This window comes from Bordetella sp., from assembly GCF_057362025.1.
In genome coordinates, this window is the sequence record NZ_JBMQQZ010000059.1 from 96,732 (window position 1) to 116,573 (window position 19,842).

17 protein-coding genes are annotated in these 19,842 nt (G+C 66.8%); 10 read left to right on the forward strand and 7 right to left on the reverse strand.

The window, feature by feature from the left end:
* Positions 1-70: 70 nt before the first annotated feature.
* Positions 71-466 (reverse strand): VOC family protein, encoded by a 396-nt coding sequence (locus tag ACO1P8_RS11600; protein ID WP_486296034.1) that lies wholly within the window; start codon positions 464-466, stop codon positions 71-73.
* A gap of 234 nt (positions 467-700) precedes the next feature.
* On the opposite strand from ACO1P8_RS11600, the gene ACO1P8_RS11605 reads away from it, so the two are divergent.
* Positions 701-2,095: a hypothetical protein gene (locus ACO1P8_RS11605; protein ID WP_486296035.1), complete on the forward strand. Its 1,395-nt coding sequence runs from the start codon at positions 701-703 to the stop codon at positions 2,093-2,095.
* Between the two features lie 57 nt (positions 2,096-2,152).
* On the opposite strand, the gene ACO1P8_RS11610 is transcribed toward ACO1P8_RS11605, so the two are convergent.
* Entirely contained in the window at positions 2,153-3,010 is an 858-nt protein-coding gene (locus ACO1P8_RS11610; protein ID WP_486296036.1) for a DUF2242 domain-containing protein, read from the reverse strand.
* Positions 3,011-3,402: 392 nt separating this feature from the next.
* Between ACO1P8_RS11610 and ACO1P8_RS11615 the strand changes: the two genes are divergently transcribed.
* The 8 genes from ACO1P8_RS11615 (at position 3,403) to maiA (ending at position 11,750) form a co-directional block, all read left to right on the forward strand.
* Positions 3,403-4,590, forward strand: coding sequence for a GGDEF domain-containing protein (locus ACO1P8_RS11615; protein WP_486296037.1), 1,188 nt, complete (start codon positions 3,403-3,405; stop codon positions 4,588-4,590).
* A 217-nt stretch (positions 4,591-4,807) separates the two neighbouring features.
* On the forward strand, positions 4,808-6,568 hold the full coding sequence (locus tag ACO1P8_RS11620; RefSeq protein ID WP_486296038.1) for an MOSC domain-containing protein: 1,761 nt from the start codon (positions 4,808-4,810) through the stop codon (positions 6,566-6,568).
* 136 nt (positions 6,569-6,704) lie between these two features.
* Positions 6,705-7,538: an alpha/beta fold hydrolase gene (locus tag ACO1P8_RS11625; RefSeq protein WP_486296039.1), complete on the forward strand. Its 834-nt coding sequence runs from the start codon at positions 6,705-6,707 to the stop codon at positions 7,536-7,538.
* A 142-nt stretch (positions 7,539-7,680) separates the two neighbouring features.
* The gene (locus ACO1P8_RS11630; protein WP_486296040.1) at positions 7,681-8,148 is read left to right on the forward strand and encodes a DUF305 domain-containing protein; all 468 of its coding nucleotides are present in this window, start codon (positions 7,681-7,683) and stop codon (positions 8,146-8,148) included.
* Positions 8,149-8,170: 22 nt separating this feature from the next.
* On the forward strand, positions 8,171-9,646 hold the full coding sequence (locus ACO1P8_RS11635; protein WP_486296041.1) for a YncE family protein: 1,476 nt from the start codon (positions 8,171-8,173) through the stop codon (positions 9,644-9,646).
* Positions 9,647-9,665: 19 nt separating this feature from the next.
* The gene (locus ACO1P8_RS11640; RefSeq protein WP_486296062.1) at positions 9,666-10,205 is read left to right on the forward strand and encodes a sigma-70 family RNA polymerase sigma factor; all 540 of its coding nucleotides are present in this window, start codon (positions 9,666-9,668) and stop codon (positions 10,203-10,205) included.
* Complete coding sequence (locus ACO1P8_RS11645) at positions 10,202-10,993, forward strand: anti-sigma factor family protein (protein WP_486296042.1); 792 nt, start codon at positions 10,202-10,204, stop codon at positions 10,991-10,993. The genes ACO1P8_RS11640 and ACO1P8_RS11645 overlap by 4 nt, the downstream gene beginning before the upstream one ends.
* Positions 10,994-11,084: 91 nt before the next feature.
* Positions 11,085-11,750 (forward strand): maleylacetoacetate isomerase, encoded by a 666-nt coding sequence (gene maiA / locus ACO1P8_RS11650; protein WP_486296043.1) that lies wholly within the window; start codon positions 11,085-11,087, stop codon positions 11,748-11,750.
* A 113-nt stretch (positions 11,751-11,863) separates the two neighbouring features.
* Here maiA and glmS read toward each other — a convergent pair whose 3' ends face one another.
* Positions 11,864-13,696: a glutamine--fructose-6-phosphate transaminase (isomerizing) gene (gene glmS / locus ACO1P8_RS11655; protein ID WP_486296044.1), complete on the reverse strand. Its 1,833-nt coding sequence runs from the start codon at positions 13,694-13,696 to the stop codon at positions 11,864-11,866.
* A gap of 175 nt (positions 13,697-13,871) precedes the next feature.
* Here glmS and ACO1P8_RS11660 point away from each other — a divergent pair, with 175 nt between their 5' ends.
* Positions 13,872-14,351, forward strand: coding sequence for an Lrp/AsnC family transcriptional regulator (locus ACO1P8_RS11660; protein WP_486296045.1), 480 nt, complete (start codon positions 13,872-13,874; stop codon positions 14,349-14,351).
* 14 nt (positions 14,352-14,365) lie between these two features.
* Here the strand turns inward: ACO1P8_RS11660 and ACO1P8_RS11665 are convergent, their stop codons facing one another.
* The 4 genes from ACO1P8_RS11665 to glmU all read right to left on the reverse strand — a co-directional run bounded on the left by ACO1P8_RS11665 (position 14,366) and on the right by glmU (position 19,834).
* Positions 14,366-15,454, reverse strand: coding sequence for a glycosyltransferase family 4 protein (locus ACO1P8_RS11665; RefSeq protein ID WP_486296046.1), 1,089 nt, complete (start codon positions 15,452-15,454; stop codon positions 14,366-14,368).
* Entirely contained in the window at positions 15,451-16,785 is a 1,335-nt protein-coding gene (locus tag ACO1P8_RS11670) for a UDP-glucose dehydrogenase family protein (RefSeq protein ID WP_486296047.1), read from the reverse strand. Before ACO1P8_RS11670 ends, ACO1P8_RS11665 begins: the two co-directional genes overlap by 4 nt.
* A gap of 239 nt (positions 16,786-17,024) precedes the next feature.
* Positions 17,025-18,374 (reverse strand): MFS transporter, encoded by a 1,350-nt coding sequence (locus tag ACO1P8_RS11675; RefSeq protein WP_486296063.1) that lies wholly within the window; start codon positions 18,372-18,374, stop codon positions 17,025-17,027.
* A gap of 89 nt (positions 18,375-18,463) precedes the next feature.
* The gene (gene glmU / locus ACO1P8_RS11680; RefSeq protein ID WP_486296048.1) at positions 18,464-19,834 is read right to left on the reverse strand and encodes a bifunctional UDP-N-acetylglucosamine diphosphorylase/glucosamine-1-phosphate N-acetyltransferase GlmU; all 1,371 of its coding nucleotides are present in this window, start codon (positions 19,832-19,834) and stop codon (positions 18,464-18,466) included.
* Positions 19,835-19,842: the final 8 nt, after the last annotated feature.

Consider the following 19,842-nt stretch of genomic DNA (forward strand, 5'->3'; position numbering starts at 1 on the left):
TGATGGGACCGGCGATGGACGATGGCGGACATGCCGTCGTTTATCGCCGGAGCCGGACCGAGGCCGCGAGCTAGGGCAGGTTCAGTTGCCAGGACACGCCGAAGCGATCGTTCATCCAGGCGAAACGGCGGCTGAACCCGTAATTGTCCGGTTCCATCAGCATCATGCCGTCGCGCGACAGGGCCGTCGCCAGCCGCTCGAACTCGTCTTCCGAATCGCATTCGACGAACAGGGAAAACGCCGGCGTGAAGGTGAATTCGTGCTTCACGGGGCTGTCGATGCACATCAGCGTCTGGCCGATGATGCGCATGGTGGCGCGCATGATCGATCCCTGCGGGCCCGCCTCCCCGGCCTGGTAGCGTTGCACGTGCACGACCTCGCTATCCGGGAACAGCGTCGTATAGAAATCCATCGCGGCGCTCGCATCGCCCTGGAACATCAGAAACGGCGTAACGGTGGTAACCATGGAGTCTCCTTTCGAAGGGCCCACCTCGCGGTGGATAAGGAAGGGATCGGGACGGCCATTCTTACGTTAAAGCACCGGTGCGCGTTTGTACGCGGCAAGATGTAAGCGCCGGCCAGGAAGGACCCGTCCGAATAAGCGCGCGGACCTTCCGTCCCGCATGCCCCTGGGCCCTATCGTCGCGGCTTTGCGCGCGGCACCGGGTCCGCGCGCCGACCCGCTCGATAGGACATCCGCATGCAGATCCATGGATCAGGCACCGCTATGCAAACGGCGGCCGGTACGCCGGCGGCTACCAGCCGGCCGCCCCACCATCCATTGCAAGGAGGGCGCGACAGCCCCACACCCGGACGCGCCACCGAGGCCTGCGCGCACGCACGCCATACGGCCGACGCGGTTCTTCCAAGAAGCGTCAAACTGATCGCTGCCGCGCCGCGGGACCACGTGGGAGACCGCGGCCAGGCGCGCGCGGTCGCGGCGGAAACTATGCGCGCCCTGGTGCGGGCGGGTCTTCATCTACCCGGCGAGATCTCGTGCGACAACCTGCTGCTCGCCGGGCGCGATCGCATGGGACTCGAACGCGCGCTGACGGTGGCCCTGAAGGGATGGATGGACCGGATAGACTTCAGCGACTACAAGCGGCTGATCTTCATCCTGGCGGGCTCCGACCATGCGTTGGGCGGCGCGCTGGGCGACGTCCCCACCGACGATATCGTCGTCACGGCCTACACCGGCCATAAGCTGACCGACGACATCATCAAGGCCCGGCATCTGCCCTCGGTGGTCGCATTGCCCGCATCGACGATCACGGACGCACAGCGCGACGCGCTGGCGTCGAAGACGACGCTGGAGCTGCTTCCCGGGGTGGCGCACGACGTGGACGAGGCCTCCATCGCCACCGCCGCGCGCGACTACAGGGCGCGGGGCTACCCGCCCTTGCCGCCCATCGATGGCGATACCGTATCGATCCTGCTGGGCGGCGATGTCGTCGAAGAAAGCGAGGACACCGTCACGCCGACCCTACGCCGCCTTAGCGCCGAGGACGCGCGCATGCAGGCCCATCGCATCGCCAAACTGGAATTGGCCGGACGCGAACGGTGCCGCTTCGTGATCGTCAGCAGCCCTCGCACTGGCAAGTTCGGGCCGGACGGCGTCGAAATCAGCCCCAACCCGCATCGCGCCGGCATCCGCGACGAAGTCACCCGGGCCTTCGAGAAAGCCTTGCGGGGATATCCCAACGTCGAGGTACAGGTTTTCGATTTCCAGCACCGGGACTCGCCCAGCGCATACCGCCCGCTGCTGCACGCATACCGGGAGGCAGCCGGCCCCGCCGGCCGTATCCACGTCCCGGGCGACTCGGTATCGATGGTCAGCGAGGTCGCGTCGCTGCTACCGGGCACCATGGTCATCGATGAAACCGCCTCGATGGCCGATGCCCATCGCCGCGCGGCCGAGGCCATCGCGGCCGCGAGCGGAATCGCGATCCTGCGAGGCGACGGCAGCTTGCAGCCGGGCAAGGGCGCGCAGGCGACGCCGCCGGTATCCGCCGCCAGGCGCATCGCCGACGCCATCGTGGCGCATATACGCGACAGCGCCGTCGGAGGGCGCGATCCGGAAGTCGGAGCGAATTAGGCCCTGCTGCGCCGGAAAATGCCGCGCAGGCTGGCGCGGGCCTCGCGAAACGAAGCGCTACGGGGTCGCGGTGGTCCCACCCGAGCCGCCATCGCCGGACGTCGCGGGCCCGGACGAGGGGGCCGATGCGGGAGCCGGCGGCGGGGTCGAAGATGAGGTTGAAGAGGGCGGCGAAGGCGCAGGCGCCGCGGCAGGCGTGGGCATTTTCGCGGCCGGCGAGCTCGCGCCGGACGGCGCCGGCGCCGCGCCGCCCGCCGATCCGCTTTGCGGCAGATACCGCTGCAGCAGGTCGAAAAAGCCTTCGTAGAAGGACGACGCCGAAATCGTTTCGCTGCTGACCTTGGCCAGCGAATCGTCGGAGGAGCCGAACGGCATCGAAACCGACCCCAGCACGCTCAAGCCCACGCCCGCCGAACTGCTGGTCTTCTTGATGACGTACCTGTCCTGCACCGCGTTCACGAAGACGGTGGTCTTCGGCGACGCCTGGTGATCCGAGGCGCATACCACGTGGAAGGAGATCACCTGGTGCTGCTGGTTCTCGTCCTGGACCTGGAAGTTTTTCTGTCCCTCCACGCCGTCGGTCTGCGCCTTGCCGATCGTATAGCCCTGGCTCAATAGCGCCCGCCGCGCGGCTTCGCAGGTCGCCGCGTCGGAGGCCGCATACGAGCGAGAATACGTGCTCGTATCCTTGAAGGTCTCGGGGTAAGCCTGCCGGGGTGTGCTGGTACATCCAGCCAGCGCCATGCATCCCGCGGCGACGACAAAAAGGGCGGGGGCCGCGCCCCTGGCGGCGCGCCGGACGGGCCTGGCACCGGCGGACGCGCCGCCGATCCGGGCGGCGTAGCCTTGCGCGCCGGCTAAAGCCGAAGGCGCGGAAACGAGGTAATCGGGCTGCGGGAACTGCGTGTATGCCATCGGTGCGTCACCATGTCTTGAACGGGTTCGGCCCACCGGCAATCGGCAGGATCGGCGGATCGGCAAGCGGAACGATCGGACAGCGTAACGTCGATCGCTCCGGCTGCATCGCGCCCGGGCGTTTCACATGTGTCGCGCGGTAATCAGGGGCAGGGCGGATATAAGGGGACGGGTCGACATCGTCATCCCGCCGGCATGGCCGTGCCGCCGTCTCCGTCCTGGCACGGCCGGCCTGTGCCGCCGGCAGGAAAATTTGTCTGAACGCAAATGTTTACAAGTGTTTACGCGTAATAATGGACGCGGGCCGCCCGCGCCTGCCTGCGGCCCCCGCCAGCCCGGGCCCGGGCAGCCCAAGACTCGCCCGCACGCCCTTTCGATCCGCCCAGGAATCCATGTTCAGCCCTGTCGCCCTCTATGTGATCGGCATCATGTCCGGCGCGGTAAGCACCGCGGTGCTGGGCTCGCTGTTGCGCACGCGGATCCCGGGCGTGGCGTCGTGGATCGGCGCGCACTCCCTCATCGTGCTGTCCATGCTCTTGCTGGCGCTGAACAGCATTTCGCCGCCGCCCCTGATCATCGCCGCCGCCGGCGTGCTGTTCCTTACCGCGGGATGGCTGGTATTGCACGGATACCGGCGCTTCTTCGGCCTGCACGCGATACGGCTCGACGAGATGGCGGTCTACGCGATCGCCATTGGCGGGCTGGCGTACTTCACCTGCGTCACGCCCAGCGTTAATGCGCGCATCGTGATCGTCTCGACCTTTCTGGGATATGTGCGCATGGCCGTAAGCTGGACGGCCTGCAGCCACCGCCCGCGCCATCGGCCCGCCTACAGCTATTTCTTCGTGGCGGCCGTCGCCGCGGCGGGCGGCCTGGTGCATGCGGCGCGCGCCCTCGCCGTCGTCTTCGGCCTCGAAACCCACACGCACTTCATGGAGCCCAGCGCCTCCAACATAGCTTTCATCGCGACGGGCATCGTCACCCTGCCATGCCTGGCCATCGGCGCGGTCATGCTCGCATACGACCGCATGGCCGAACTGATGGAACGCCTGGCAACCATCGATGAGATGACCGGCGCGCTCACGCGACGCGAATTCATGGCGCAGGCCGAGGCGCATCTGGAACGCGCGCGGCGCAGCCAGTCCACATTCGCGATCGCCATCCTGGACATCGATCACTTCAAGGCGATCAACGACGCGCATGGACACGCCGCGGGCGATCTGGCGCTGTCGTACTTTTCGTCCATCGTCGCCCGGCACATCCGCGCGGGCGACATCTTCGGCCGCCTGGGCGGCGAAGAATTCGCCCTCCTGCTGCCGGACACCCGCGGTGAAGAGGCCGAAGCGCTGCTCAACCGCCTGCGCGTGCGCGTCGCCGAGTCCCGGCTGTCCGCGCACTGCGGGGATATATCGTGCACCTTCAGCGCCGGCGTGGACGAATGCCACCCCGGCGACACGCTGGCCGATCTGATGGCGCGCGCGGACGCGGCGCTGTACTCGGCGAAAGCGATGGGCAGGAATCTGGTGGTGTCGGCGATACCGACCGAAGAGCAGGCACCGCGCCTGGTCAATCGGCGATAGCGGCGTGGTCGGCACACATGGTCCCTGTCGACGGGTGTGCCCGCCCGATGTTTATGCCTATTGCGACTTCTGCCGCTGAGGAATCCGCCGCTTCCCGGCGGAAGTGTCTATGATCGGGAAAGTCGCGGCCACCATGGGCGCTGCCCAGGCTTGAACCCCGACAGCCGCCGCGCAGGCGGGAACCTCGAAACGAGTCCGCTCGGCCTCGGAGACGATCATGGCGAGACTGGTATCGGTAAACGTCGGCTTGCCGCGCGACGTCGCATGGAAGGGCCGCACCGTCCATACCGGCATCTGGAAGTACCCCGTTTACGGGCGCTGCCGCGTCGGCCGCCTGAATCTGGAGGGTGACGGCCAGGGAGACCTGGCCGGCCACGGCGGCGAGCAGCGCGCCGTCCTGGTCTATCAGGTAGAGGCCTATCGCCACTGGGAAGCGCAGCTGGGCAGGAAAGACCTGGTGCACGGACAGTTCGGCGAAAACTTCACCGTCGAAGGACTGCCCGACGCCGAGGTGTGCATCGGCGATCGCTATCGCATCGGTACCGCCCTGTTCGAGGTCACCCAGCCCCGCGTCACCTGTTATCGCGTCGGCATCCGGATGAACGAACCCAGGATGCCGGCCCTGCTGACCGCCAGCGGACTGCCCGGCTTTTATTTGCGCGTCCTCCGCGAAGGCGAAGTCGGCCCCGGCGACGACATCGCCAAGGTCGGTGAAGCGACGGACCGATTGACCGTCGCGGCCGTCAACGCCTTGCTTTACTCGCCGCATCATCCGCGCGAGCAACTGGAGCGCGCGTTGCGCGTCGACGCGCTCTCGCCAGGATGGCGCGGATCTTTCAAGGCGCTGCTGGAAGAGTCGAACGCGCTACCGGGCGGCAACGCCGGGCTTGCGCCAGCGGCGGCACGGCGTCCGGTCGCGCCGGGATTCCGTCCTCTGGCGGTGACCGCGATGGACAACGAATGCGACGACGTGGTCTCGTTGACGCTGCGCGCCACGGATGGCCAGCCCTTGCCGGCCCACCTGCCCGGACAATACGTCGTGCTGCGGCTGAGAACCGCCGCCGACGCGCCGCCGCTGTTCCGCAGCTATTCGCTGTCCGGCACGGGTTCGACGCAAAGCTATCGCATCAGCGTGAAAGTGGAGACCAACGGCGTAGCCGGAAACTACCTGCGCACCCGGATCGAAGAGGGCGCCATCCTCGATGTCAGCGCGCCGCGCGGCACCTTCACGCTGCAACCGGGCGACGGACCGGTGGTATTCCTGAGCGCGGGAATCGGCGCGACGCCGGTGCTGGCGATGCTGCATGCCTTGGCCGCGGCTCGCACGAAGCGGCGGGTGCTGTGGCTGTATGCGGCCCGCGACGGACGCCACCATCCTTTTGCCGCCGAAGCCCGTGGGCTGGTGCGCTCGCTGCCTCACGCCAGCAGCCATGTCCGCTATAGCCGGCCGGGGCCGGCGGATCGGGCGGGACAGGACTTCGATGCGACGGGCAGGCTATCGGCCGAGACCTTGCGCGAACTCGGTATTCCGCCGGAGTCCGATATCTACCTTTGCGGCCCGCCCGCGTTCATGACCGACATGAAGGTAGCGCTTGCCTCGCTGCAAATACCGCCAGCGCGGATTCATGCCGAAACCTTCAACGGCGGGGATGCGCTGACACCCGGCATCGCGCCGGCCGCCGCGCGGATGCCGCATCCGCCGGAAAATGCGTCCGCCAGCGAGCCGCTGATCTCTTTCGCGCGCAGCGGAATCGCGACGCACTGGGACCCATCGGCCTATCAAAGCATCCTGGAATTGGCGGAGGCCTGCGACGTGCCGGTCCGCTGGTCCTGCAGGGCCGGGGTTTGCCATAACTGCGAAAGCGGCCTGGTGTCGGGCGACGTTGCCTATCAGCCCGCACCGCTCGACGCACCCGCCGCCGGCAACGTGCTTATCTGCTGCGCGAGGCCGCGGGATGATGTCGTGATCGATCTCTGATGCATCCGTTCCATGTGCAAGATGGCGGATCCATTCCGACGAAAAGCCATTATTCTTTCGCAGGCGCCGATGGCCGATCCCGGCAAGGAAACCGCGCGCGTCATCGGATTCCCTCCACGCGAACCAGGACCCGGATATGCCCGCCCTTCATCGAATTGTCTCCGGACGCGCCGCGCTGGCGGCGGAAGTGGCCGGCACCGGCCATCCGGTCGTGTTCCTGCATGCCGCCGTTGGCGATCGGCGCATGTGGCGGGCGCAGCTGGAGGCCGTCGGCGGCGGATACCAGGCCATCGCCTACGACAGGCGCGGCTTCGGCGAGACACGCGCGGAAGAAGAGGATGCCTCGCCGGTCGCGGACCTGATGGCGGTCATCGATGGCATCGCGGGCGGCGCGCCGGCCATCCTGGTCGGCTGCTCGCAAGGCGGCAGGATCGCGCTGGACGCGGCCCTGCGGCACCCGTCCCGCGTGCGCGCCCTGGTGCTGGTTGCGCCCAGCGTCAGCGGCGCGCCCGATCCCACGGACTATCCCGCCGGAATCCAGCCGGTGCTGGACCGGCAACGGCTGGCCGAGCAGGCCGGCGACCTCGACAGGCTGAACGAAATCAAGGCGCGACTCTGGCTGGACGGCCCCCTGGCGCCGGAAGGACGGGTCGCGGGCGCGGCAAGAGCGCTTTTCCATGACATGAACGCCATCGCGCTGCGGTCTCCGCCCGTCGGGTCCAACCTGGATACCGAACCCGCCTTTCCGCGCCTTGGCGAAATCCGGGCGCCGTCCCTGCTGATATGGGGAGATCTCGACTTCCCGCACATCCAGGCGCGGGCCCGGCATATCGCGGCAACGATACCCGGTGCGCAAGGACACGAAATACCGGGCGCGGCCCACCTGCCCAGCCTGGAGCGTCCGCAGGACGTCACGCGGCCGGTGCTGGACTTCCTTCAGCGCGTCACGGGAAGCATCGCCGGCGCCTGAGGGCATCCGGCAATACCGGTACGCGCGTCATGGTCCCGGTGGTGCCACGGCCGCCGCCGTAAAAAAATTTTGCGGGATGGGAAGGATTCACGCCTTCCCGACGTCTACCCCTGTATCGACGACTTTTCCGACAGGGGATGCGATGACGCTTCCATTCTTCCGCGGCCGGCGCGGGCACGCCGTGTTGCTCGCCCTCGCGACCGCCGCCGCCGCGCCCGCCTGGGCCGCTGACGGCAACGAGGCCGCCTTTCTCGCCGAAAACAATGCCGCCATGGACCGCATGATGGCCGGCATGGAGGCCAAGCCCACCGGCGACATCGACCAGGACTTCACCGCCATGATGATCCCGCATCATCAAGGGGCCATCGACATGGCCCAGGCGGAGCTGCGCTACGGCAGGAATGAACAGCTGCGCCGCATCGCACAGGAAATCATTGTCGAGCAGCAGCAGGAAATCGCCGCCATGCGGCTGGCGCTGGGCCAGCCGCTGCCGCCCTCGGCACCGGCGCCGACCCAGCCCGATGCCGCGCCGGCCCCCCGGCAGCCACACGCCGCACCGGACGCACCGCCATCCATGTCCATGGACATGTCCCGCCATCACCACGACTAACGCTCACTGGAGCCCATCAACCATGAAGCGCATGTTTGTCCTGAATATGCTGGCCGCCGCCATACTCGGCGCGGCAAGCCTGCCATCGAACGCCGGCCAGGCGCCCGGCGCCGCCGCCAGCGCGGATATCCCCATCACCCATGCAGACCGCGTCTACGCCGCGGAACAGTTTTCCAATACGGTTTCGGTGACCGACCCTGTCGATGGCAAGCTGCTGGGGGTCATCCGCCTGGGCGATCCGGCACCGGGCAACTTCAGCCCGCTCTACCGGGGCCAGGTGCTGGTGCATGGCATGGGCTACTCGCCAGACCACCGCACCCTGGCGGTGGTCTCGATCGGCTCGAACTCGGTCACCTTCATCGACACCGCCACCAATAGCGTGAAGCACACCACCTATGTCGGCCGCTCGCCGCACGAGGCGTTCTTCACCCCCGACGGCAAAGAGGTATGGGTAACCGTGCGCGGGGAGAACTACGTGTCGGTCATAGACGCGGCAACCTATCGGGAAAAGACCCGCATCACCACCGCGGCGGGACCGGGCATGCAGATTTTTTCGCCGGACGGCAAGTACGGCTATATCTGTTCCTCTTTCAACCCGGAAACCGTGGTGGTTCAGGTTTCCAACCACACCATCGTCGGCAAGGTGCCGCAGGCCAGTCCCTTCTGCCCGAACATCGCCGCGACGCCGGACGGCAAGCAGGTCTGGTTCACACTGAAGGACGTCGGCAAGACGCAGGTGTTCGAGGCGCGGCCGCCGTTCAAATTGCTGAAGACCCTGGACACCGGTCCCATCACCAATCACGTGAACTTCGCCCGCACGAAGGCCGGTACCTTCGCGTACGTGACGATAGGCGGCCTGAACGAGGTCAAGGTGTTCCGTACCGACGACTACTCCCAGGTGGCGACGATACCGGTAGGCAAGCTTCCCCACGGGGTGTGGCCGTCCGGCGACGGCTCGCGCATCTATGTCGGCGAGGAAAACGCCGACGCCCTGGCCGCCATCGACACGGCCACCAATACGGTGGTAGGCACCGTGGCCATCGGACAGGCGCCGCAGGCGATCGCCTACGTGCCGAACGCGGTGCCCAAGGGGGACGGCACTCAGAACCTGCAGCCGCTGGGCGTGGCCGGCCAGGCCGCGCACCTGGCCCTGCGCGCGGTACGGGCAGACAAGCCGCTCCCCTCCGACATGCCGCCCACCTCCGTCACTCTGTTCGACCAGGGCCTGCTCCAGGTCCTGCAGGCATCGGCGACAGGCCTCGAACCCAAACGAGCCTACGTGCTGGCCCTTTCGGAACAGGAGGACGGCGGCGGCGCCCTGCAGCCGCTGGCCGCCTTCATGACCAATCCGGCCGGATCGGCTATCGTCAACGCCATCGGCCCGATTCGGCAAGTGGTGCAGGCGGATGCCGCGAGCGCGGGCGCCCGGCGCTATCTGGTGATCGCTCCGCAACAGGACGGCAAGCCCGGCACTCCCGTACAGGTTCAGTCTCTCTGAGGACACTTGCTTGGATGACATGGTGCGGCTCGTAGAGCCCCTGATCCCCGCGCTGCGTCGCTATGCCAGGGCGCTGCTGCGCGATCGTCACGTCGCCGACGACCTCGTGCAGGATTGCCTGGAGCGCGCCATCGCCCGCTGGCATCAGCGGCGCGACGGCGGCGACACGCGCAAATGGATCTTTGCGATCATGCACAACCTCGCCATGGACCAGCTGCGGCGCACGCGTGCCCGTGCCGCGGACATACCGCTGGATGCGGCGGATGACACCCTGCTGTCCGTGCCGCCCGCGCAGGAAGATCAATTGCGCTACGGCGACGTACTGCGCGCGCTGGAACAATTGCCGGATGAACAGCGCAGCGTCGTGTTGCTGGTGTCCGTGGAAGATATGTCATACGAGGAAGCCGCGAAGGTGCTGGACATCCCGACAGGGACGGTCACATCGCGCCTGGCACGGGCCAGGGAAAAGCTGCTGCGCATCATGCGAGGCGCCGGCAGGGATACCGGTGCCGATGGGCGGCATGCCGACGGCAAGCCGGTATTGCGGAGAGTGAAATGAATACTGGCGGTTCCCCCATCCGGGAAGAAGACCTCCACGCCTACGTGGATGGCGCGCTCGCGGGGCCCGAGCGGGCCCGGATCGAAGAATACCTGGCCCGCCATCCCGATGTCGCGGCTCGCTTGCGCCGCCATGGCGAGCTGCGCCAGCGCCTGCGCGAACAACTGGCGCCCATCATGGATGAACCCATTCCGCCGGAGCTGAACCTCGCGCGCATGGTCGAGGCGCATCGGCGGCGCCGCCACATCCCGTGGCGCATCGCCGCGTCCGTCGTGCTGGCCCTGGGAATCGGCGGCGTGGGCGGTTGGCACATGCGCGGCGCCACCGAATCGCCGAACACCGGCCTGGCGGCCCTGGCCCGCGAGGCGGCAGCGAGCTACCAGGTGTATGCCGCCGATTCGACACGGCCTGTGGAAATGCCGGCCAGCGACAGCGCGCAACTGGTGTCCTGGATTTCGCAGCGCCTGGCCCGCCCGATCGCGCTGCCGAACCTGGCGTCGGCCGGCTACCGCTTCATGGGCGGCCGGCTGGTCGCCACCGAGCATGGCCCGGCGGGACTGTTCCTGTACGACGACGCGCAGGGCACCCGAATCGCCATGATGGTGCGTCCGATGGCCAGGAAAGGCGATATGCCCATGTCCGCGCACAACGCACCGGGACTTTCCGGCTATGCCTGGGTCGACCAGGGCCTGGGCTACAGCTTGATCGGCCCTGCCTCGGTACCGGATATCCATCCTGTCGCCAATGAAGTCCGGCGGCAGGTCGACGCCCCGCCGGTGCGCGGATAGCACCCGGTTCGAAGCCGAGCGGCGCGCTACGCCGCAACGGTTCCGCGCTTGTGCCGACCGGCCCCAAACCCACCATTTTCGGGACGACAAGATGTCCACCCTCCAGCTCTATACGTTCTATCAGTCCGGGTCCGCGTACCGGGTCCGAATCGCACTGAATCTGAAAGGCTTGCCTTATGAAGCGATATTCATACAGGGCGGCCGGAACTCCGCCGCCCTGCGGTCAGCGGAATTCCTGGCGCTGAATCCGCAAGGCGCGATACCCGCCTTGATACATCACGGCCAGGTCTTCACCCAGTCCACCGCGATCATCGAGTATCTTGACGAGGTCTATCCCGAGACGTCCCTGCTGCCTGTCAGGCCCGCGCAGCGGCAGCGCGTCCGCGCGCTTGCCCAGCTGGTCGCCAGCGACATACATCCCCTGATCACCGCGCGTGTCGCCGAGTACCTGGAAACCACGCTCGATCTTCCACTTACCCGGCAAGAAGCCTGGCAACGGCACTGGATCTCCCATGGCTTATGTGCGTTGGAAAAGCTGCTTGCCGCAAGCCCCGACACCGGCGACTACTGCCACGGCAATACACCCACGCTCGCCGACATCTGCCTGATACCGCAGCTCTATACGGCACGGCGCTTCGGCTGCGATGTTTCGGGCTTTCCCACCATACTGCGCATCGATGCCCATTGCCGGCAACACCTGGCGTTTCAACGTGCGGCCCCAGAGAATCAGCCGGACGCCCCGACCGCGCGCGCCTGACCCGGCATAGGTAGCGGGCGCTGGAAACCGAGTCCAGCGCCAGGGGGCGAACCGCGCGCTTCGCCGCGCGACACCTGGCGACCGAACCGCCGACGGCTTCGACGCCCCGCCCGTCACTCCACCGTCACGCTCTTGGCCAGATTGCGAGGCTTGTCGACGTCCGTGCCTCGCGCGCATGCCGTGTGATACGCCAGCAATTGCAGCGGGATCGTGTGCAGGATGGGCGACAGCCTGCCGTAGTGCTCGGGCATGCGGATCACATGGGTGCCGTCGCCGCTGGAAATATGGCTGTCCGCGTCCGCGAACACATACAGTTCGCCGCCGCGCGCGCGCACTTCCTGCATATTGGATTTCAGCTTCTCCAATAGGGCGTCGTTCGGCGCGATGGTGACGACCGGCATCTGCTCGGTCACCAGGGCGAGCGGGCCATGCTTCAGTTCGCCCGCGGGATAGGCTTCGGCGTGGATGTAGCTGATCTCCTTCAGCTTCAACGCGCCTTCCAGTGCAATGGGATAGTGCAACCCGCGGCCCAGGAACAAGGCGTTTTCCTTGCTGGCGAAGCGCTCGGCCCAACTGATGATCTGCGGCTCCAGCGCCAGCACCGAACCGATGGCGACGGGCAGATGGCGCAATGCCTTGATGTGATCGGCTTCCTGGTCGTCCGTCAGGCGGCCATGGGTCTGCGCCAGCGCCAGGGTCAGCATGAACAGCGCCGTCAGCTGCGTGGTGAAGGCCTTGGTCGAGGCGACGCCGATTTCCACCCCGGCGCGCGTGATGAAGGCCAGCTTGCATTCGCGCACCATCGCGCTGGTGGCGACATTGCAAATGGTCAGCGTATTTTCCATCCCCAGGTTGCGCGCATGCTTCAGCGCCGCCAGGGTATCCGCCGTCTCGCCGGATTGCGAGATGGTCACCACCAGGGTACGCGGATTCGGCACGCTGTCGCGATAACGGTATTCGCTGGCGATTTCCACCGCGGCGGGGATCCGGGCCAGCGACTCGATCCAGTACTTCGCGGTCAGTCCCGCGTAATAGCTGGTGCCGCAGGCCAGGATCAGCACCGACTCCGTATCCTTGAAGACGCGATACGCGCCGTCGCCGAACAGCTCCGGCGTGATGGTTTCGATATCCTGCAAGGTATCGCCTACGGCGCGCGGCTGCTCGAAGATTTCCTTCTGCATGAAATGCCGGTACGGGCCCAGTTCGGCCTCGCCGGTGTGCACCTGCACGGTGTTCACCTTGCGTTCGACCGGCCGGCCCTGCTCGTCGACGATCCACACGCGCGTCAGCTGCAGGTCGACGACGTCGCCGTCTTCCAGGTAGATGATGCGATCCGTGGTGCCGGCCAGCGCCAGCGCGTCCGACGCGAGGAAGTTCTCGTTGTTGCCGACGCCCACCACCAGCGGCGAACCCTGGCGCGCACCGACCACGCGGTGCGGTTCGTCGCGGCAGAACACCGCGATGGCGTAGGCGCCATGCAGGCGGCGCACGGCCTGCTGCACGGCTTCGAACAGGTCGCCGGCATACAGGTGATTGACCAGGTGCGCGATGACTTCGGTGTCGGTCTGGCTTTCGAATACATAGCCGGCGGCCTGCAGTTCCGCCCGCAGCTCGTCGTGGTTCTCGATGATGCCGTTGTGGACCAGCGCGATGCGCGGCGCGTCCTTGCCGAAGCTGGAGAAATGCGGATGCGCGTTATGCGTCGCGGGGGCGCCGTGGGTCGCCCATCGCGTATGCGAGATGCCCGTGAAGCCGGACAGATGATCCCGTTGGATCTGCTCGCACAGTTCGGCGACACGCTCCGTGCTGCGGGTGCGGCGCAACTCGCCGTCGGCATAGACGGCCACGCCGCAGGAGTCGTAGCCCCGGTACTCCAGGCGCCGCAAGCCCTCGACCAGGATGGGGGTGATGTCGCGCTGGGCGACGGCGCCGACGATTCCGCACATGGAAAGCTCCAGGAAATGCTTACGATGGCGGGATTGTGCGGGCGATGCGAAGAAATCGGATTTCTTTATCTGATAGAAAATGAAATTTTCTTATCGACCCCTAATTTTGTGAAATTATATTCCCAATCGGCTATTCTCGTAACTCACCAATTTCATTACTCGTCATCAAATCGCCATGACCGAGTCGGATGAACTACCCCACCTGGACGAACTGGACCGCCGCATCCTGGAGCAGCTCCAGGCGGACGCCTCATTGACCAACCAGGAATTGGCCGCCCGCGTGCATGCATCGCCGCCGACCTGCCTGCGCCGCGTCCGCCGCCTGACCGAAACCGGCGTGATCCAGAAACAGGTCGCCATCCTCGATCCCGCACGGCTGGGCAGCACCCTGACCGCGCTGGTGGAGGTTACGCTGGATGTCCAGGCGGCGGAACGCCTGGACGAATTCGAGGCCCGCATGCGCGACGAACCCGCCGTCCTGCAGTGCTACCGCGTATCGCCGGGGCCGGACTTTCTGCTGGTCGCTCAGGTCAAGGACATGCCGGCCTACCATGCGCTGGTGCATCGTGCGTTCACCGCGCAGGCCAACGTCCGCAACGTGCGCACCTTCTTTTCGGTGCATCGGGCGAAATTCGAAACCCGGCTGGCGATATAGCGGGCAGGCCGCGCTCAGGAGGCCTCGATCCGCCGGGCTTCGCCGCGTTCCCGCAGCACCCGCTCGAACTGCGCCAGATAGCGATCGCCCATGCCGCGCACATCATGTTCCGCGCGCACATAGTCATACGCGCGCCGGACGATGTCCTGCCGCAACTGCGCATCGTCCAGCAGGCGCCCCATGCCCTGCGCCAGGGCATGATGGTCTTCCACGGGACACAGGATGCCACGCCCATCGGCAAGGCTTTCCTTCAGTCCCCCGGCGTCGGTCGACACCACCGGGACGCGATGCAGGAAGGCGTCGAACACGCTGCTGCCCAGGGCTTCCTCGCGCGAACTCATGGCGAACACGTCCATGGCGGCATAGAAATCTTCCACGCCCTTGCGAAAGCCGGCAAACAGGTACACCGATTCCAGGCCCAGTTCCGCGACCAGCGCGCGCGCCTGCGCTTCGTTGTTCCCGCCCGCGCCGAAATGCACGAAGATGAAGTCCAGGCGCGTGTCGGCCAGTTCGCCCACCGCGCGGATCATCGTCAAGGGATCCTTGTCGTGGATCAGCGCGGCCGACGTCGCGACGATCTTCTTGCCTGGCAGCTTGAATTCCGAAGACAGGCGCGCAAGGTTGTCCGTATCGACCGGCGCCGGCAACACAGCGCTGCGGATGATGACAGGCTCGATGCCCAGGCGCCGCGGTTCGCCCGCGGCCATCTCGCTGATGGCCACGAACAGATCCACGCGCCGCCACTTGGCGCCCGTCTTCCATTCTTCGCCGGGCTTGACCACGAACGACGTGCGCCGCGAAAACGCGACGGGACGCCCGTGCAGCGGCTTGGTCAGGACCGCCCAGGTAACCGTATTGGCCGTCTGCGCGTGGATGATGTCGTAGCGCCGTCCGCGCGTGGCCAGGAAGCCCAGCTGCGCCGGCACATGCTTGACGGCATGCACGGTGAACCCCTGTTCCAACGCGCGCTGCGCCAGGGGAGCGCCGGCTCGCGCCAGCAGCTCGACCTGGTGCCCAGCATCGCGAAAGGCCATCATGCAGTACAGGGTTTGCCGCTCCCCGCCACGCCAGCCCTTCTCGAAATTGAGCTGCAGGATTTTCATGCGCGGCCGATGCCCTCGTAGTCGAAGCCCAGGGCTTTCAGTTCGGAGGCGTTGTACTGGTTGCGGCCGTCCAGGATCAAGGGCGACTTCATCAAGCCGAGGATGCGCTCGAAATCCGGCGCGCGGAAGGCTTTCCATTCCGTGACCAGCAGCAAACCGTCCGCGCCATCCACCGCCTCGTACATGTCCGCCACGAATTCCACCTGTGCCAGCAGATCGTCGCGGCGGTCCAGTACCTTGCGCGCCTCGTCCATGGCGACGGGATCGTAGGCGCGGATGCGGGCGCCGCGCCGCGTCAGCTCTTCGATCACCGTCAGGCTGGGCGCCTCGCGCATATCGTCCGTGTTGGGCTTGAACGCCAGGCCCCACAGCGCGAAGGTACGGCCCGCCAGGTCTTCGCCGTAGCGGCGCGCGATCTTCTGCGACAGGCGGTATTTCTGCGCTTCGTTGGCGGCTTCGACCGCCTGGATGACGCGCATGGGCAGGCCATGCTGCTCCGCCGTCCGCACCAGCGCCTGCACGTCCTTCGGAAAGCACGAGCCCCCGTAACCCGGACCCGGATACAGGAATTGATAGCCGATACGCGGGTCCGCGCCGATGCCGCGGCGCACCTGTTCGATATCGGCGTTCAGTATCTCGGCCAGGTTGGCCATTTCGTTCATGAAGGAAATGCGCGCGGCCAGCATGGCGTTGGCGGCGTATTTGGTCAGCTCCGCCGACCGCACGTCCATCACCATGAGCCGGTCGTGGGTGCGCTGGAAGGGTTCGTAGATGCGCCGCATGACGCCGACGGCATAGTCGTCGTCCGCGCCGACGATCACACGGTCGGGGCTCATGAAATCCTGGATCGCCGCGCCTTCCTTCAGGAACTCGGGATTGGAAGCGACGCTGAACGGATAATCGACGCCGCGCTGCGCCAGCACGTCGGTCACTACCTGGCGTACTTTGTCCGCCGTTCCCACCGGCACGGTGGACTTGTCGACGATGACCTTGCGGCCGGCCATGTGCCGGGCGATATTGCGGGCCGCTTCAAGCACGTATTGCAAATCGGCCGATCCGTCTTCGCCGGGCGGCGTGCCGACGGCGATGAACTGCACGTCGCCATGGCGCACGCTCTCGGCGACGTCGGTGGTGAAATGCAGTCGCCCGCCCCCGGCGTTACGGCGCACCAGATCTTCCAGGCCGGGTTCGTAGATGGGAATGTCGTTTTGCCGCAGGCGCTCGACCTTGCCGGCATCGACGTCCAGACACATGACATCGTTGCCCATTTCCGCCAGACAGGCGCCCGAAACGAGGCCGACGTAGCCGGTACCCACCACGGTGATCTTCATTGATTGCCCTTCATTGATTCATCGCGCGCAGGACACGCGGCCATGGCGCCATTATAGGAGTCGGCGATGACTATCCCCGCCGCGCCGCGCTGGCGCCGGGTCGATCGGACAATCATGAAATAAACGCGGGGCCCGGACGGTCATGCCAGCCGGCGACACCGGTGGCGATGTGCGATTTCATCCTGGCGACGCGGGCAGACCGGCCCGGACCGTCGCGCCAGCGCCAAGGCTGCCCGGTCCTAGCGCCGGCGGCCGGACGAGGATGCCGCCACGCGGGAGAACCGCACCGTATTGACCAGGACGGCCATGCCGGCGCATATCGCCCCCAGGATAATCGCCACCAGCGGCCCGCGCGACGGCGCCAGGCCGAAGGCGGTGGCCACCAGCGCGGTACCGAAACTCTGGCCGAAAACCCGGGTGGTGGCCTGCACGCCGCCGATGGCGCCGCTGCGGGTGCGGGGCGCGGCCGAAATCATGGAACGGTTGTTCGGCGTCTGGAAAAAACCGAAACCCAGGCCGCAGATCAGCATGCCCGCGACGATCCACGCGTTGGAGGCACTGTGCGGCAAAACCGCCAGCCACACCAGGCCGAACGTCATGCAGCCCGCCCCCACGCCGCTGAGCGCGGCGGCCGAATAGCGGTCGGACAGGCGTCCGGCCAGCGGCGCCACGACGGCGGTGCCGACGGGCCAGGCGGCCAGCAGCATGCCGACCTCCAGATGCGGCCGGCCCAGCACGGACTGGAAATAGAAGGGCAGCGAAACATAGGCGCTCATCTGCGCCGCGAACGTGCACGCCGATGCGGCGACCGCATAGGCAACCGCCTGGATGCGCAGCAGGTCGACCGGCACCAGCGGCGCGGCCTGGCGGTTGGCGCGGCGCACCAGCAGGATGCCGGCGAGCACGGAAATCGCCACCATGCCCAGGCCGCGGATCAGGTCTTCGTGCAGATTGTCCACACCCGTAATGAACACGCCCAGCACCACCATGCAAAGCAAGGCGCTGATCACATCGAAAGGCGTCGTATTGCGCGGCGGGTCGGGCAGGAACCGGACGAGGAAGAGCCCGAAAATGCCGATGGGCACGTTCACCGCGAATATCCACGGCCAGTCGGCAACCGACAGGATCACCGATCCCAGCGTCGGCCCGAGCACCGACATCACGGCCACCAGGGTGGCATTCAGGCTGATGCCCCGGCCCAGCTTGGCCAGAGGATAGATATTGCGCACAAGCCCGCCGAACATGCACATCAAGGATGCCGCCCCCACGCCCTGGAACATGCGCGCGAGTATCAGCGTCGTCAGCGAACTGGCCATGGCGCAGCCCAACGACGCCAGCGTGAACAACGCCAGGCCCAGGCCGAACATGCGGCGAAAGCCGACCCGTTCGGCCAGCGCCGACAGCGGCAGCAGCATGACGACGACGGACACGCTATAGGCATTGACGATCCACACCGCGCTGGCCGGATCGATGTTCAGGTCCGCGGAGATCGTCGGCAGCGCCACGTTGGCGATGGTGGCGTCCAGCACCGCCAGCGTCATGCCCAGCATGACCACACCGGCGGCCCAATAGCGGCGCGGCGTGGGCAGCCCCTCGAAGACGGGCTTGGGTGCGTCGGCGCCGGATCCCCCCGGTGCCGGACCGGATTGGGCGCTGGCGGGCGAGCTGCTCTGGTCCTTCACGATTTCTTGACCGGACGTTGCCAGTTATCGATGGTGGCCTGCCGGGCGCGCGATACCGTCAGCTTGCCGGCTGGCGCATCGCGGGTCAGCGTGGTGCCCGCGCCCAGCGTGGCCCCCTGGCCCACGCGCACCGGCGCGACCAGCTGCGTATCGGAACCGATGAAGACGTCGTCCTCGATCGTAGTCCGGTGCTTGTTCGCGCCGTCGTAGTTGCAGGTGATCGCCCCCGCACCCACGTTGACGCGCGCGCCGATATCCGCATCGCCGATGTAGGCCAGGTGGTTCGCCTTGCTGTCCACGCCGACGTTGCTGTTCTTCACCTCGACGAAATTGCCGATGTGCGCGCGGTCCGCCAGCGCGGTGCCCGGACGCAGGCGGGCATAGGGACCGATGCGCGCATCGCGCCCGATCGTCGCGCCCTGCAAATGGCTATAGGCCTCGACCATGGTGCCGGCACCGACGCGCACGTCGCGCAGCACGCAATGCGGGCCGATGCGCACGCCGTCGGCCAGTTCGACCTCGCCTTCGAACACGCAGCCCACATCGATGAATACATCGCGGCCGACGTGCAGGTTGCCGCGCAGATCGAAGCGCGCGGCATCCGCGATGGAGGCACCGGCCTCGAGCAGGCGGCGGGCCTGTTCGCGTTGCCAGACGCGCTCGAGCTCTGCCTGCTGCAAGCGGCTGTTCACGCCCAGCGTTTCCCAGCGTTGGGCCGGTTGCGCGCTGCCGACCGCGACGCCGTCCGTGACGGCCAGGCCGACCACATCGGTCAGGTAGTACTCGCCCTGCGCGTTGCGGTTATCGATGCGCGTAAGCCAGTCTTTCAGGCGGGCCGTGGGCGCGGCGAGGATGCCGGTGTTGACCTCGGCAATGGCGTGCTCGTCGTCCGAGGCATCCTTGTGCTCGACGATGCGCGTGACGTTGCCCTGCGGATCGCGGACGATGCGGCCATAACCGGTCGGATCGTCCAGCGTTTCCGTCAATACGGCCATGCCCGTCCCGCGCGCGGCCAGCAGGCGCCGCAGCGTATCGGGCTGAACCAGCGGCACGTCGCCGTACAGCACCAGGGTCACGTCGTCGGCATCGCCTTCCCGCAGCAGCGGAACGGCCTGCGCGACAGCGTGGCCGGTACCGTGCTGGGGCTGCTGCAGGGCAAAGGACAGGTCGTCCTGGCCCTTGAACGCCGTTTTGACGCGGTCCGCGCCATGCCCCACGACCACCACGATACGCGCGGGATCCAGCGCGCGGGCACTGTCCAGGACATGTTCCAGCATAGGCCGGCCGGCCAGGGTATGCAGTACCTTGGGAAGGTCCGATTGCATGCGCTTGCCCAGCCCGGCAGCGAGTATGACGACATTGAGCATGGAATCTC